This is a genomic window from Xanthomonas sp. NCPPB 3583 (assembly GCF_041475715.2).
Taxonomy (GTDB): domain Bacteria; phylum Pseudomonadota; class Gammaproteobacteria; order Xanthomonadales; family Xanthomonadaceae; genus Xanthomonas; species Xanthomonas euvesicatoria.
This window is the reverse complement of record NZ_CM191263.1, coordinates 3377401-3392175: the sequence shown is the minus strand read 5'-3', so window position 1 is coordinate 3392175 and position 14775 is coordinate 3377401. Positions and strand designations below refer to the sequence as shown.

Here is a 14775-nt window from a genome sequence, read left to right as displayed (position 1 = left end):
CCCTCAACCCATGCCACAGGAGTGCGCAGTGACTCAGGCTCAGATTCGCAAGGTGGTGATCGCCGGTGGTGGAACGGCCGGCTGGATCGCTGCCTGTGCGCTTTCGCATCAATTCCGCAATTTGCTGGACATCACCCTGGTCGAGTCCGAGCAGATCGGCACCGTCGGCGTGGGCGAATCCACGGTGCCGCCCATCCGCACCTTCCACCGGTTCCTGCAGATCGACGAGCAGGAATTCCTGCGTGCGGTGGCAGGTACCTTCAAGCTGTCGATCTCGTTCGAGCATTGGTGCCGCCAGGGCGAGCGCTACATCCATCCATTCGGCATCACCGGGCAGAGCACCCTGGTGTGCGCGTTTCATCACCTGTGGCTGGAAAGCCAGCGCCGCGGCATGCCGGGCAGCTTCGGCGATTACTGCCTGGAAACGGTGGCCTCGCGCGTGGACCGCTTTGCGCTGCATGGCGAGCCGGCGGTCAATTACGCCTATCACCTGGATGCGGCGCTGTATGCCAAGTTCCTGCGCGCGCGCAGCGAGGGCTGCGGCGTCAAGCGTGTCGAAGGCAGGATTCAGCAGGTGACCGTGCAGCCGCACAGCGGCGATGTCGCCAGCCTGGTGCTGGAAGACGGGCACGTGATCGAAGGCGATTTGTTCATCGATTGCAGCGGCTTCCGCGGTCTGCTGATCGAGCAGACCCTGCACACCGGCTACGAAGACTGGAGCCATTGGTTGCCGTGCGACCGTGCGGTAGCGGTGCAGACCGAAGCCCTCGGCCCACCGGTGCCCTACACCCGCGCCATCGCGCACGAAGCCGGCTGGCGCTGGCATATTCCGTTGCAGCATCGCGTCGGCAACGGCCTGGTGTTTTCGAGCAAGCACCTGTCCGATGACGAAGCGCACGCCAAGCTGCTGCGCGATGTGGCTGCGCCTGCCGTCAAGGAGCCGTGGATGGTGCCGTTTCGCACCGGCCGCCGGCTCAGGGCCTGGAACAAGAATGTGGTCTCGCTCGGTCTGGCCAGCGGCTTTATCGAGCCGCTGGAATCCACCAGCATCCATCTCACCATCTCTGCAGTGGTGCGGCTGCTGGCGCTGTTTCCGGCCGACGGCATTGCGCCCTCGCAGGTGCAACTGTTCAACGACGTCAGCCGCGCTGAAATGGAGCACGTGCGCGACTTCGTCACCTTGCACTACCACGCCACCCAGCGCGACGAACCGCTATGGCAGCAGTGCCGGCAGATGGAACTGCCCGAGTCGCTCGCGCTGCGCCTGCGTGCCTGGCGCGAACGCGCGCACGCCTGGCAGGGTGCCGATGAACTGTTTCGTGTCGATTCCTGGACGCACGTGCTGATGGGGCAGGGCATTGCGCCCGAGCAGCATCACCCGTTGACGCGCGCATTTTCCGACCACGACCTGCGCCGCCTGCTCGACGGTATCGCCCAGCCGATCCAGCACGCCGTGCAGCAGATGCCCTCGCAGCAGGACTTCATCGAGCGCTACTGCAAGGCAGGCGAACAGGTGTGGGGGATGCGTAGCCCGGTGCCTGCCTAGAGCGGGTCATGCACCTTGAGATGAGGTGGTTGGCCGCCAGCGGAGGGGTGCGGCGTCGCGGTGCTTGGCGGCTTGGCTGTGGCGTCAAGGCAAGCCGCGCGGCGCGCACTCCGTGCTGCTGGCGGCCAATCCTCCGGGAAGCGCCCTGTGGCGCGCAGAGACCGCGTTGCACGCCTTGCCCAAGCGGCCAGCCTGGACAAGGCGCACGCCTTACTCGACGCGCTACACGACGCCTCGCACTCACCTCAACGTACATAACACGCTCTGGGGCCGGCATTGGATCGCGGCGGGCGGGCGCAGTGCGCGCCGCGCTACAGTCGCATCAGATCCTTGCCCACCACGATCGGCCCGGTGTAATGCTTGCGCGCGCCTTCGCTCCACATCGCATCGGTGATGGACGCATCGCCGCCGGGGACGAAGTGATTGAGCACGAGCATCTTCGCGTTGGCCGCAGCCGCAATCATGCCGACCTCTTCGCTGGTGGAGTGGCTCTTGAGCAGATGGTCGAGCAATGTGGGTGCGTTGTCGTTGGCCTTCAGCATCGTCTGCAACGCCGGCAGATACATCACCTCGTGCACCAGGACGTCGGTGTTCTTGGCGAACTCGGCCAGCGCGGGCAGGTAGCGCGTATCGCCGGAAAACACCACGCTGCGGTCGGGCGCCTCGAACCGATAGGCGAAGGCCGGCTTGAGCGTGTAATGGTCCACCAAGGTGGCGGTGACGGTGACCTGATCGTTCTTCAGAACGGTGCCGGGCTGGTCGAACTCATGCACATGGATGAGTGCTTCGAACGGCGGGCGGCCTTCCTCACGGATGCGTGCCTGGATGTCGATGGCATTCATGGCGACAAACGCGTCCACCATCCTGGCGATGCCGGGTGGGCCATACAGATGCACCGGCGTCTGCAGGCCGCTGGCCCAGGCCAGCCACACCACGTTGAGCAGATCGGCGTTGTGGTCGGAATGGTGGTGGGTCAGAAAGATATCGCGCAGCATGGGCAGTCGCATGCCGGCCTTGACCAGTTGCTGCGCCACGCCGTTGCCGCAATCGATGAGATACGGTTGCCCGTCGATGACCAGGGCATTGGCGGCCGCGGCCCGCAATGGCGAAGGTGTCGGGCCACCCTTGGTGCCCAGCAGCACCAGCACGCTGCCCTTGGCCGGAAAGGGTGCAGGCGGCGCGGAGTCGGGCTTGGCGGATGTTCGTCGTGCCGGCGGACGCACAGCAGCACCGAGCTGCCCCACCGCAGTCAGCGAACTCGCAGCTAATGCAGTGCGTAGCAGCGTGCGGCGGGAGCGGAAGGGATGGGATGCGGTCATTGCGGCTCGTGCCGATGTGCGTGGGTTGGGTGTCGATGCAAGTTTGCGTGCTGTACACACCATACGGCAGGCGTCGCTGGCAGCGATCCGCAACAGCGGTTGGGGCGTTATTTTTTCGCTGCGCCTGCTGCCATTCTCAAAATTCGCGTGCAATGAATTCATCCAAGGCCGGCGAACGATAGAACGCCATGCATTGGGCGAAGATGCGATTGAACGGGCCGCGGCGCGCTTCGTCCTTCATCGGGACTTCGCGCTTGTCAAACCCCGCCGTGTTGGCGTCGACAAAGCGATGCAGGCGGTCGGTCGCGCCGACCTTGGCGTTGTCCATCGCATAGGTGGTCAGCAGATACGAGCGGTCGCGTAGCTGATCGGGTGCGTACTTGCCGCTACGCGTGTAGTTGTTATCCAGGCACCGCTGCAGCGCATAGGCCTTGATGTCCTCGCGATCAGCCGGCTTGCCGGCCGCCAGGGCGGGGGCTTGCAGCGCCAAGGCAACAAGGGTGATGACCAGCAGTGGGGCACGTGCGCGAACCATGGGCGACCGTTGTGAAGGAACAGGCCCCATCAGTCTGCATCATTGCGACGCTCGCCGCCGCTAGTGCGCCGTTGGTGCAGTCGACGTCAATCAGGCATTGCCCGATTGGCCGAAGTGGATCTGGTACACCCATCGCGCCGGCAACCGCACACCGATCAATGTGTTGAGCGAGGCTGCAAAAAACAGCCGTGGAGCGATGTCTCGCGCGAGCACGTCACGCCGTTGCCGTCAGTGCGTAGCAAGAAGATGGTGGTGGCATTGGACAGCCTGCGGACACTTCAGTGCACGGATCAACGCATGCACGGTCGCTGAGTCGAAGACGCATCGCCCGGCAAACGGATTGCCCGGCGATGCGCGATCAAGCGTGGCAGGCACAAGGTCGCCTGCCACGCGGCTTACCGCTTACTGGCCGAAGTAGGTGGAAATGGTGGAATACACGTCCGAGAAACGCGAGTAGTAATCCGGATCGGTCTGCGCGCTACAGAACGAATAGCCGCCATACAGGCCGCCACGCAGCTGGTAGGCGCCACCGCTGGCAACGGTGAACAGGCCCGAGCCGGACGAGCCGCCTTCGGTCACACCGTCGCTCCACACCACGCGATAGAGCGGGCTCTTGCCATCGATGGAGCTGCTCAGTGCATTCACCGTGCCCAGCGAATACTTCTTGACGTCGCCCGATGGGTGATGGATGCCGACAATCGAGGTGCCGGTGGAACCGATCGCCGCGCTATTCCACGCTGCATAGAACGCGCCGCTTGGCGGTGCGGTCTTCAGCTCCAGCAATGCGGTGTCGCGCGTGGTGTTGGCATGCCGCAGGAACGCGCCGCCCGTCAATGTGGTTGCCTGCGAGCTGACCGTACTGCCATTGCAGCTGGCCGCATCGTAGAACCAGTAGGTCTGCAGCGTGTTGGCCACCGTCTGCGTGCTGATGCAATGCGCCGCGGTCCAGAACAGGTTGCGCTTGGGCGAATTGGTATTGTTGAGCAGCGTGCCGGTGCACAGGAACGAGCCCTGGCTGGTGGTGAACACCATGCGTGCCACCGCCTTTGCGGCGCTGGTGAAGCCGGTCGTGGGGTTGGCACGGCAGACGATGTCGTTCTGACAGGAATCGCTTTCGCCGATGGCAATGGTCATCATGTCGCGCGGGCTGGCAGTGGGGCTGATATCCAGATGCGACAGCTGCGGAATGCTGAGGCTGAAGTTTTCCGGATACAACCCGGCCGGCAGCGACAGCTCGACCAGCAGATCCTCGCCACTCACCGTCGGCGACCAACCGATGTCGTTGCCGCTGGCAGCAAAGCTGGCGCCGGATTGCTCGAACACGCGACCATCGTTGCCGGCAAAGCGCAGCGTCACCTTGGATGGGTCGCCAGGCCTTGCACCGGCGCCACGCAGTACCAGCGATGCACGCAGCGACGCCGCCTGTGCGGAGCTGACTTTGAGACTGGCCACGCGCGAGCCATCGGGAGCCATTTGCCAATCCAGCTTGGACAGGTTCACCGTCGGCTGTGCAACCGCACGCGAAAAACCGATCTGCAACGGCTGCCCATGCTTGACCTGTGCAATACGACGTTCGCGCACACGACCCATTTCGGCGCTGGTAGGTGCGGTGAGCTGCACCACGCGCGTGGGCAGAACGCCGCCGCGTAAACTTGCCGACTGCAACGTGGCCGCACCAAGCTTGGCCGCCTGCGGCGCGGTGGTGACCGGCGCTGCATCCATCTCGGTCGGCGGGGCGGCCGCTGCGGTGCCGGAAACAGCGGAAAACAACGCCAGATACATCGCGTTCTTGCGATTCATGGGTAGTCCTTCTCGTCAGGGATCGTCAGGCTGCAGCGGGGGCTGCAACAAGCGGGCGCCATCGTTGGCGCCGAACGAGCCTAGCGAAACTTTAAAGCTGAATATGTGCTGAAAATCTCGTTCGGGAATGAAAGGTCGTGATCGATATAGTGCCCGCACGCGTCTGTCATCCACTGGGCCGTCATGCCGTCGGCCCCGGGCGGTGCATAGGCTCCCAGGGCGGCCATGTTGGTTCTAGTCAGCAGGTGCAAGTCCAGCATCCAGCTGCGCAGTGGCAGCTTGGTGTGTTCAATCCACGTCATAGTCGTGGTGGCGATCAGCGCTCCTAGGGCCTCGGGCGACCTCAACCCGGCCTTGAGGGATGCACAGCGATGGTGGAGCCAGTGAATCCTTCGTTCGTTTTCACGGCGGTGGACGACATCTCTGGCTGCGTGCCAGGTGGGGATATAAACAGAATCTCTGCGCACTCACCTGAAACATGTCGCATGCGACCCACCTCAACTTCTTTTCCAAGGCTGCCGCACGCGCAATCGCGCGACGGCGATAGCGACGTGCCTGCCTCCGCGACCGCTTTCCCCTGGCACGCGCGTGACAGCGCCAGTGCGTTTCCAGGTCTCAGTGCTGCGCCGGTCAAACGCGGACGTAACGCGACACGATCGATCACGGCAGGTGCCTGGCGGTCATCTGGCATGCGTCTGCCGCAGGTAGATACCCAGGCATGCGATCTCGTCAGCGCGATTGCCCAAGTGGATCGTGCATCGGCGCAGCCGCACGGACAGGATCCGCAATGGGAAATACGCTGCCGCACTGTGCTCGAAAGCATGCGCGCATGCGCAGGCGAATCCTACAAGGGCGATCCGGCGACGGTGGCTGACATCGATGGGTTGCATCTGAATGTGCCGATGTCCACGCGGCGGTTGAAACTCTGGGAGCGAGAGACCGACGATGTGATTGTGGCGGTGCTGGGTTTTTCCGGCACATGCCTGAATGCGACCGACGATCTGTTATGCGATATGAAAAGCCAGATCGCACAGGTACACGTCAACGTATTTGACGAGCGCCTTCCGACCTTGGGCAGGGTTGGAGCAGGCTGGCAGGAATGGTGGCAGTCCGAAGCTCAGTTGCCGCGCGCCGACGGAACCGTCATGAAGGACGTGTTGAAACGCTACACGAATCGCGCGCGGGAGAGCGGCAAGGCGCTGTCGATGTCGTTGACGGGGCACAGTCTGGGCGCAGCAGCGGCCACGCTCGCCGGCTTCGACATCACGCACTTTCTGCGCGCGGCCGGAGCCCCGGGTAAGATCAGCATTTATTCATTCAATCCACCGCGCCTCGGGCCAGCGGGCGCCGACAGACGCTATATGCAAAGCTTAAGATCGAACGACAGCGAACTGCGATTCACGCTGCGCCAGTTTGCGCGCGCCCTGGATCCGATCCAGTCGGTGCCCTTTTTCATGCATCACCCGCACTGGGATCACCCCGGGGCTGCTGACGAGCGCGCCGGCAGCACCAGCGGTGATCGCTTCGCTCAGTTCATCACCGTGACGGACGGCCCGGCCAGCACTGTCAACCTGGCGGACAATCACGAATTGACGTTGTGGCGCTCTTATTTCCTGTCCAAGATCGAGCCGGGCGATCTGCAGCGCATCTTTTCTCCCATGGAAGTGTCGCAGGGAACATCCGAAGACCGGCGTCTTTCCCGCAGGCAATTGTTCACCTCGTGGCTGCCGTACCGCCAGCCGCCGGCCACTCGCGGGCGGATTAGATAGCCGGCAATAAATTGCGAATGAGTTTTCCAGGCCAAGAGAGAGTTTCTAAATTTTTGATTGATCCTGACTCCTGGCCACGAAGATCGCTCGCTGCAGGTCAAACCGGCTCCAGGCACTGCTTGGACTGCAACATGCCCGTGGCAAGTCGTGGCAGCGCATCGTGAAGCGGATCGACGGTGAGCGATCGTCCATCTCTGCAAGTCAAGCCCTGCGTATTTGCGCTGATGGCGTGATGCATCACCTTGATGACGTGTTTGAGGTTGCCCAGCACGAGATTGATCCATCGCACACCGCAGCACGGGTGGGCCAGGAGCACGCCAGCACAACAGACGGTGCTGCTGTTGAGGCTATTCCAGCGCGTCGCTGGCGCGCAATTCGGTGGAGCGTCCGCTGAGTTTCAGAAACGCCAGTACCGTCAGCCCCACCGCCATCCACGCAGCGCCGCCCAGTTGTGCATGCAGGTCGGCATTGAGCAGGACGTAGGCCAGGATGACGATCCCGATCAGGGGCACCATGCCATGCAGCACACGCCGGCCGTGGGTGCGGAAGTGCCACAGCACTGCGATATGCAGCAACACGAAGGCGGTCAGTGCGCCGACGTTGCACAGCGACGACAGCAGCGCGATCTGCCCGACGAAGACTTCGCCCAATACCAGACTCAGGCCCGCCACCAGCAGGATCGCACGCTGCGGTACGCCGGTGCGCGGGTGGATGTAGCGCAGAAAGCCCGGCAATTGCCGGTCGCGCGCCATGGCGAACAACAGTCGCGACGTGGCCGCCTGTGCAACCAATGAATTGGCGATTGCCGCGCTGATCGCCACCGTGAGCGCAATGACAATTTGCAGCCATGGTCCGGCGATCAACCGCCCGATCTCGAAGAACGCATCGTTGGATGCCTGCGCGCTTGGGTAGCGCTGCAGGGTAGGCTGCAGCAATGCCGCCAGCCAGGTTTGCAGGATGAACAAGCCTGCCACGATCAGCAAGGCCAGCAAGGTTGCGCGCCCCACCACGCGGTTGCCGCCGCGCGCTTCCTCGGACATGGTGGAGATCGCATCGAAGCCGAGGAACGACACCACCGCCACCGACAACGCGCTGAAGATCAGCTGCGGAGAAAACGCCTGCGGGTTATACAGGGGGCGCCAGCTCCAGTGCGCGCCATTGACGCCGCGCTGGATCGCCAGCGTCGCCAGCACCACGAACACCGCCAGGACCAGCAACTGCGCAAGCAGGAAAAAGCGATTGGCGCGTGCGGTGGTTTCGATGCCACGCAGGTTCACCACCGTGTTGAGCACCACGAAGAACCCAATCCACGCCGGCTGCGGTATCGCCGGCAATACGGTCTGCATCGCATTGGCGCCGACCACGTACAACAGCGTCGGCACCAGCAGGTAGTCGAGCAGAATCGCCCAGCCAGCCAGAAATCCCATGCCGCTGCTCAGCCCGCGCCCGACATAGGCATATACCGAACCGGCCACCGGAAATGCCTGCGACATCTGCTGGTAGCTCAGTGCGGTGAACAGCATTGCCACGAAGCCGACCAGGTAGGTCAGCGGCACCATTCCGGCACTGATGTCGAAGACGCCGCCGAAGATCGAGAACGGCGCCGTGGGCACCATGCACACCAGCCCGTAGATCAACAGATCCTTCAGCGTGAGCTGCCGCTTGAGCTCCTGTGCGTAGCCGAAGCGTTGCAGCGTGGCCGCATCGTCGCGGCGGGGCGTGTCGGTCATGCAGGTGTCCGTTGCAAGGAATGCCGGCACGCAGCGCAAGCGCCCGGACGACCTGAACGCCCGTCCCGTGCTGCCGTCATGTGACCGGCATTGTGACGATAATGTGGCCGACAAGCCCATCCATTGGTAAAAGTGCTAGGTTTTCCATGCTGGATGTCATCTGCTGGCAACCACCGGTACCGAAGGAGCACCATGTTCGACATTCTGGCCAGCCTGGGCTGCGATCTGCAGGCACTGCAGACGCTCGATAGCTGCCTGGACCGGGTATTTCGCGATGTCTGCGCGCTCGGTTTCCAGTCGCTGGTGTACGACTATGCGCCGGTGCCCCTGAGTCTGGAGGGAGCGCTGATCACGCCAACGGTGTTCATGCAGCGCAATGCGCCGGGCGATATGCAGCATGTGTGGTGCGAGCACGGCTACTACCAACATGACCCTGTTCAGCAGCGCGCAACGCGGCGTACCACGCCATTCGTATGGTCGTACCGCACCGACGGCCACTGCGCGGGCGTGGAATATGTGGGGGGGCAGCACCGGCAAGTGACCCGCTATCTCTGCGATAGCGGCATGGGCACCGGTGTCACCGTGCCGCTGCATTTGCCTGGTGGCGCATTTGCCACCTTCAGCGGCGCGATCGATGCCGCCGCTGCACAAGCGCCGCGGTTGGCCGAAGCGCAGGTGCTGCCGTTCCTGTTGCTGGCGCACGCCTTCCAGGCGCGCGCGCAGGAGTTGCTGGAACCGCAGGAACGCCGCTGCCACCACATCGCGCTGACCCGTCGCGAGCGCGAATGCCTGCAGTATTCGGCAAAAGGCCTGACGTCCAAACGGATTGCCGCGGCACTCAACCGTTCAACCGCCACGGTGAACCTGCATCTGAATTCAGCCGCGCGCAAGCTGGGCGCCCGCAACCGCGTGGAAGCGGTGGTGCGTGGTATGCACTATCGGTTGCTGGAGCCATAAGTTTTCTTCGAGCGTGCCTGCGCGCTGCGGTACGCGCGGCTTCACAGGTTTCGGAGCGGCAGAGCGCACATGCCATGTCGTTTCCTTGGCGCGACCCACCTGTGTTCTGAACGCTGATCTGTTGTTGGTCCGAATGGAGTCCAGTGGCGCGGACAGATGCGATAGATGTGCTGATTCGAACTAGCTATTTCGATCCAGGAGCGATGTCGAGTCGCGCGATACCCGACGCATTCGGCGATGCAAAGCGTTCGATCGAACCGGCTATCGGCCAGCGCCAACCGCGCATCCGGGCGCGTTCAAACCTGTGAAATTTGCCAGTTAACGCCGCTCGGCGTGCTCGTTAGGCTCGGGGCTCATCATTGCCGTAGGCAGGCGCAGGTCATGCAGTGCACCGAGGGTTACGTCGAATTCCGCGGCTACCGTACCTGGTACCGCATTACCGGCGACCTGTGCGCAGATGCCTGCCCGCTGTTGGTGCTGCACGGCGGCCCCGGATGCACGCACGACTACGTGGACAGCTTCAAGGACCTGGCGGCCAACGGCCGCGCGGTGATCCACTACGACCAGCTGGGCAACGGCAACTCCACCCATCTGCGCAATGCCGAGCCAGGCTTCTGGACAGTGGGGCTGTTTCTGGACGAGCTGCAGACGTTGATCGCGCATCTGGGGCTGTCGCAGTACGCATTGCTGGGCCAGTCCTGGGGCGGAATGCTGGCCGCCGAGCACGCCGTGCGCCGGCCGGCCGGCCTGCGAGCGCTGGTCATCGCCAATTCGCCCGCCTCGATGGGGTTGTGGCGCGCGGCTGCGCTGCGTCTGCGCGCGCGCCTGCCTGACGATATCCAGGCCGCATTGGACGAGCACGAAGCCGCCGGTACGCTGGACCATCCGGCCTACCGCGCAGCCAGTCAGGTGTTCTATGCGCAGCACGTATGTCGCGTGCTGCCGTGGCCTGCCGAGGTCGCGCGGACGTTTGCCGCCATCGACGCCGACCCCACCGTGTATCACGCCATGAACGGCCCGACCGAATTCCACGTGGTGGGCAGCTTGCGCAACTGGAGCATCATCGAGCGCCTGCACCGCATCACCGCACCCACGCTGGTGCTCTCTGGCAAGTACGACGAAGCCACGCCGGAAACCGTCGAGCCCTATGCGCGGTTGATCCCGGATGCGCGCTGGCACGTGTTCGCCAACTCCAGCCACATGCCGCACGTGGAAGAACGCGCGGCGTGCATGCGCCTGGTCGGCAATTTCCTGGACGATCAGACACCGTGGCCCGGTGGACAAATGCTGCGCTCCTCAGCACTGGCCAATCGCGCTGTCTGAGCGTGCAGTGTGGTGTGGCGGTGGCCAGCGGGCCGATCAACTGCACTGCGTTTGGCTGCCTGCCTGCCGCGATGATGTCGCTGTGGGTGGACACCATCAATCCGTGCCTGCGATAGCGGCCCTGCAGCGCTTGCGTGCTTGCATCGCTGCACGCGTGGCGCTGCGCGCGTTGTTCCGGGCAGCTGTGTCGATGGAGGTTCGCACTTTGACGCAAGCCCGTTTCGGGCTGCCGGCGCACGATGATGCGCGAGCGTCGCAGGGCACACGCCGCAGCGTGGGCAGGCACGTCAACGCTCTGATGCGCCGCGACGGCGCTGGCGCTGGCGCTACAGCTTGCGTTTGCATCTTCGTGCCGATGTAGATGCAGTGCTGCAATGCATGACTGCATTGCAGTTGGCCAGCTGCCATCGCCAGGCATGCACTGGGTGCGCCCATGCCTGTCGCTGCGTCGGCACGTGGATCGTCACGGTTGCAGGCGCAATCGCTCTGCACGCCCGAACGCCTGCGCATCGCCGGCGTCTGCAGCACATGCACACATGCGTCGATCAACACAGGGCTATCGCATGGCATTGGCGTGTCCTGTCCCGGCTGTCCTTGGCTGTCCCTTTTGCATGTCCCGGAAAGAGAACACCGCGGTGTGTCTAAGTTTCGAAGATGAATAATTGTTTTATGTTTTAAATCGCGCGAAGAATGCAGCCCCCCCACGCATCGCCTTGCCGTTGTCGTCGCCACTGCGCAGGCGGCCGGCATTGCTTGTCGACTTCATTGGGAGAGGCTCCATGATCATCAAGACGCTACACGGCGCACTCGCGCTTGCACTGTCCGCTTGCGCCGCGGGCGCGATTGCCGGCCCGGTCGGTTACGGTGCGGCCACTACCGGCGGCGGCAACAAGACACCAGTCAACGTGGCGACGTTCGAAGCAGTGCAGGCCGCCATCGACAACTATTCCGGTAGCGGCGGGCTGGTGCTTAACTACACCGGCCAGTTCGACTTCGGCACCATCAAGGACGTGTGCGCGCAATGGAAGCTGCCGGCCAAGACCGTGCAGATCAAGAACAAGAGCGATGTCACCATCAAGGGCGCCAACGGCTCGTCGGCGAACTTCGGCGTGCGTGTGGTAGGCAATGCGCACAACGTGATCATCCAGAACATGACCATCGGCTTGCTGCAAGGTGGCGAAGATGCCGATTCGATTTCGCTGGAAGGCAACTCCAGCGGCGAGCCGTCCAAGATCTGGATCGACCACAACACCATCTTCGCCTCGCTCACCAAGTGCTCCGGTGCAGGCGATGCCTCCTTCGATGGCGGCATCGACATGAAGAAGGGCGTGCACCACGTCACCGTGTCCTACAACTATGTCTACAACTATCAAAAGGTCGCGCTCAATGGCTACAGCGACAGCGACACCAAGAACTCGGCTGCGCGCACCACGTATCACCACAACCGCTTCGAGAACGTGGAATCGCGCTTGCCATTGCAGCGCCGCGGCTTGAGCCACATCTACAACAACTACTTCAACAATGTGTTTACCTCGGGCATCAACGTGCGCATGGGTGGGGTGGCCAAGATCGAGTCCAACTACTTCGAGAACATCAAGAACCCGGTGACTTCGCGCGATAGCAGCGAGATCGGCTACTGGGACCTGATCAACAACTACGTTGGCAGCGGCATCACCTGGAGCACGCCGGACGGCAGCAAGCCCTACGCCAATGCCACCAACTGGGTGAGCTCCAAGGTGTTCCCGGAGTCGCTGGGCTACATCTACACCGTGACGCCGGCAGCACAGGTCAAGGCCAAGGTGATCGCCACCGCGGGCGCGGGCAAGAACCTGGCGGAGTGACCGGTAGCGCCCGGAGTCGCGAATGAGCTGTAGCAAGCGCTGGTCAGGAGGGCCTGGGCGGCGCACAGCAAGCGCAGCGTTTCCGGGGGACAAGCCGATGACGAGTAGCGGCCGTCCATCCGGAAGCTGCGCACATGATGGCTCTTGGCTCTTGGCGGCATCGAGGCACGTCCCCGGCTTGTTCGGGGATGTGCTTTGCCCGGTTCTTGGAGACGACAGGTGACAGGCGCGCGCTGCATCGGCCGTCAGGTGACGGCGCGCACCGGCAGGTTGCCGGGCGTGGCTGCTGCACACCCGCGCGCAAGGCGCGATCGCGAGACATCGCCACTCCTTCCCCGGGCTGGCGTCAAGAGGCGCGGCAGGCGCTGCGACGCGGTATCGTGTCGCGATTCCATCCATGCAAGCCTGTCCATGCCGCTTCCGACCGATTCCGTTGCTGAGACCGCTGCGCCCGCCGCGCCTGCATTGCGCCATGCGCTGAAGCCGCGGCAATTGATGATGATGGGCCTGGGCACGGCGATCGGCGCCGGGCTGTTTCTAGGTTCTGGTGTGGGCATCCACGCGGCCGGTCCGGCGGTACTGATCTCGTATCTGATTGCCGGGGCGTTGGTCATCATCGTGATGAACGCGCTGGGCGAAATGGCCGCCGCCAAGCCGGCCAGCGGGGCATTCTCGGTGTACGCCGCCGATGCGATGGGCCCGACGGCCGGCGCCACCGTGGGCTGGCTGTGGTGGTTTCAGGTGGTGGTGGTGATTGCGGCCGAAGCGGTAGGTGCCGCCGGGCTGCTGGCCACGGTCTGGCCGGCGTTGCCGGTGCCGTTGCTGGCGTTGCTGTTCATGGCCACGTTCACTGCGATCAATCTGCTCGGCGTGCGCAACTTTGGCGAGTTCGAATTCTGGTTCGCCATTCTGAAAGTGCTGGCGATCGTGGTGTTCCTGCTGATCGGCGTGGCGTTGCTGGCGGGCTGGTTGCCCGGAGTGGCATCGCCCGGGCTGTCCAACTTCACCCAGAACGGCGGCTTTGCGCCCAAGGGCCTGGCCGGTATCGGCTCGGCGTTGCTGGTGGTGGTGTTTGCCTTCGGCGGCACCGAAATCGTGGCGGTGGCCGCCGCGGAAACCGCCGACCCGGGACGTAGCCTGGCGCGCACCATTCGCACTGTCGCCTGGCGCATCCTGGTGTTCTATATCGGGTCGATCAGCGTGATCGTGGCGGTGGTGCCGTGGACCAGCGCCGCGCTCAGCTCGCCGTTCGCGGCCGTGCTGGACGTGGCACGCATTCCCGGTGCCGCCACGGCGATCACCCTGGTGGCGGTGGTCGCGCTGCTGTCGGCGCTCAACGCTAATCTGTACGGTGCCTCGCGGATGATCTTCTCGCTGGCCCAGCGCGGCGAAGCGCCGCGGTTGCTGGCCAGGACCAGCGGCGAACAGGTGCCGCTGGTGGCGGTGATCGCCAGCGTGTTGTTCGGCTTCGCCGCCGCAGCGCTGGAGTTGCTGTATCCGAACAAGGTGTTGCCAATGCTGCTCAACATCGTCGGCGCCACCTGTCTGCTGGTGTGGACGATCTCGCTGGTATCGCAACTGATCTTGCGCGCCCGCGCGGACCGTGCCGGCCTTGCATTGCCGTTCCGCATGCGCGGCTATCCGTTTCTGACCGTGCTGGCGCTGGTCATCCTGGGCGTGATCTTCGTGTTGTTGGCCTCTTCGGCCGATACGCGCGCGCAATTCCTCTCGATGGTCGCGCTGACCGCAGTCATCGCAGCGGTCAGCGAAGTTGCGCGGCGCCTGCGTGCGCGGATGTGAGGAATTGGAAGCGTGGCAGTGTGTTGGTGCGTTGTGTGCGCTGGCGGGCGTGTCAGCTGTAACCGGCGGCCAGCGCTCATGACGCGAGTGCAACCGGCAATTGCCCCCGTCGTTGCTGGCGACGTTGATGTGTTCAGGCGTCGGCCTGGCCACGG

Annotated in this window: 11 protein-coding genes; 6 read left to right on the top strand and 5 right to left on the bottom strand. The window is 63.7% G+C overall.

Annotated features, from left to right (window positions below):
• Positions 1-28: 28 nt before the first annotated feature.
• Positions 29-1546, top strand: a complete 1518-nt coding sequence (locus ACCQ07_RS14845; protein WP_372363416.1) for a tryptophan halogenase family protein — start codon at positions 29-31, stop codon at positions 1544-1546.
• Positions 1547-1857: 311 nt separating this feature from the next.
• On the opposite strand, the gene ACCQ07_RS14840 is transcribed toward ACCQ07_RS14845, so the two are convergent.
• The 3 genes from ACCQ07_RS14840 to ACCQ07_RS14830 all read right to left on the bottom strand — a co-directional run bounded on the left by ACCQ07_RS14840 (position 1858) and on the right by ACCQ07_RS14830 (position 5200).
• Positions 1858-2865 (bottom strand): MBL fold metallo-hydrolase, encoded by a 1008-nt coding sequence (locus tag ACCQ07_RS14840; RefSeq protein ID WP_033478686.1) that lies wholly within the window; start codon positions 2863-2865, stop codon positions 1858-1860.
• Positions 2866-3001: 136 nt separating this feature from the next.
• Entirely contained in the window at positions 3002-3400 is a 399-nt protein-coding gene (locus ACCQ07_RS14835) for a hypothetical protein (RefSeq protein WP_057680699.1), read from the bottom strand.
• Between the two features lie 402 nt (positions 3401-3802).
• On the bottom strand, positions 3803-5200 hold the full coding sequence (locus ACCQ07_RS14830; RefSeq protein WP_057680700.1) for a trypsin-like serine peptidase: 1398 nt from the start codon (positions 5198-5200) through the stop codon (positions 3803-3805).
• A 689-nt stretch (positions 5201-5889) separates the two neighbouring features.
• Between ACCQ07_RS14830 and xopAP the strand changes: the two genes are divergently transcribed.
• Positions 5890-6969: a XopAP family type III secretion system effector gene (xopAP, locus tag ACCQ07_RS14825; protein WP_057680701.1), complete on the top strand. Its 1080-nt coding sequence runs from the start codon at positions 5890-5892 to the stop codon at positions 6967-6969.
• A 97-nt stretch (positions 6970-7066) separates the two neighbouring features.
• Here xopAP and ACCQ07_RS14820 read toward each other — a convergent pair whose 3' ends face one another.
• Positions 7067-7240, bottom strand: coding sequence for a hypothetical protein (locus ACCQ07_RS14820; protein WP_228735157.1), 174 nt, complete (start codon positions 7238-7240; stop codon positions 7067-7069).
• A gap of 76 nt (positions 7241-7316) precedes the next feature.
• The gene (locus tag ACCQ07_RS14815) at positions 7317-8699 is read right to left on the bottom strand and encodes an APC family permease (RefSeq protein ID WP_031423623.1); all 1383 of its coding nucleotides are present in this window, start codon (positions 8697-8699) and stop codon (positions 7317-7319) included.
• Between the two features lie 192 nt (positions 8700-8891).
• Between ACCQ07_RS14815 and ACCQ07_RS14810 the strand changes: the two genes are divergently transcribed.
• From ACCQ07_RS14810 to ACCQ07_RS14795, 4 genes are all read left to right on the top strand, one after another.
• Positions 8892-9656, top strand: coding sequence for a LuxR family transcriptional regulator (locus ACCQ07_RS14810; RefSeq protein ID WP_008573033.1), 765 nt, complete (start codon positions 8892-8894; stop codon positions 9654-9656).
• A 381-nt stretch (positions 9657-10037) separates the two neighbouring features.
• A complete protein-coding gene (locus ACCQ07_RS14805; RefSeq protein WP_008573030.1) occupies positions 10038-10979 on the top strand; it encodes a proline iminopeptidase-family hydrolase in 942 nt (313 codons plus the stop codon).
• A gap of 779 nt (positions 10980-11758) precedes the next feature.
• Positions 11759-12820 (top strand): pectate lyase family protein, encoded by a 1062-nt coding sequence (locus ACCQ07_RS14800; protein ID WP_008573029.1) that lies wholly within the window; start codon positions 11759-11761, stop codon positions 12818-12820.
• A gap of 411 nt (positions 12821-13231) precedes the next feature.
• On the top strand, positions 13232-14620 hold the full coding sequence (locus ACCQ07_RS14795) for an amino acid permease (RefSeq protein WP_011348158.1): 1389 nt from the start codon (positions 13232-13234) through the stop codon (positions 14618-14620).
• Positions 14621-14775: the final 155 nt, after the last annotated feature.

Excerpts from the sequence above, each read along its gene's own strand:
- ACCQ07_RS14800 (WP_008573029.1), top strand. The coding sequence starts at position 11,759 with ATGATCATCAAGACGCTACACGGCGCACTCGCGCTTGCACTGTCCGCT.
- xopAP (WP_057680701.1), top strand. The coding sequence starts at position 5,890 with ATGCGTCTGCCGCAGGTAGATACCCAGGCATGCGATCTCGTCAGCGCG.
- ACCQ07_RS14840 (WP_033478686.1), bottom strand. The coding sequence starts at position 2,865 with ATGACCGCATCCCATCCCTTCCGCTCCCGCCGCACGCTGCTACGCACT.
- ACCQ07_RS14810 (WP_008573033.1), top strand. The coding sequence starts at position 8,892 with ATGTTCGACATTCTGGCCAGCCTGGGCTGCGATCTGCAGGCACTGCAG.
- ACCQ07_RS14835 (WP_057680699.1), bottom strand. The coding sequence starts at position 3,400 with ATGGTTCGCGCACGTGCCCCACTGCTGGTCATCACCCTTGTTGCCTTG.
- ACCQ07_RS14815 (WP_031423623.1), bottom strand. The coding sequence starts at position 8,699 with ATGACCGACACGCCCCGCCGCGACGATGCGGCCACGCTGCAACGCTTC.
- ACCQ07_RS14795 (WP_011348158.1), top strand. The coding sequence starts at position 13,232 with ATGCCGCTTCCGACCGATTCCGTTGCTGAGACCGCTGCGCCCGCCGCG.
- ACCQ07_RS14830 (WP_057680700.1), bottom strand. The coding sequence starts at position 5,200 with ATGAATCGCAAGAACGCGATGTATCTGGCGTTGTTTTCCGCTGTTTCC.
- ACCQ07_RS14805 (WP_008573030.1), top strand. The coding sequence starts at position 10,038 with ATGCAGTGCACCGAGGGTTACGTCGAATTCCGCGGCTACCGTACCTGG.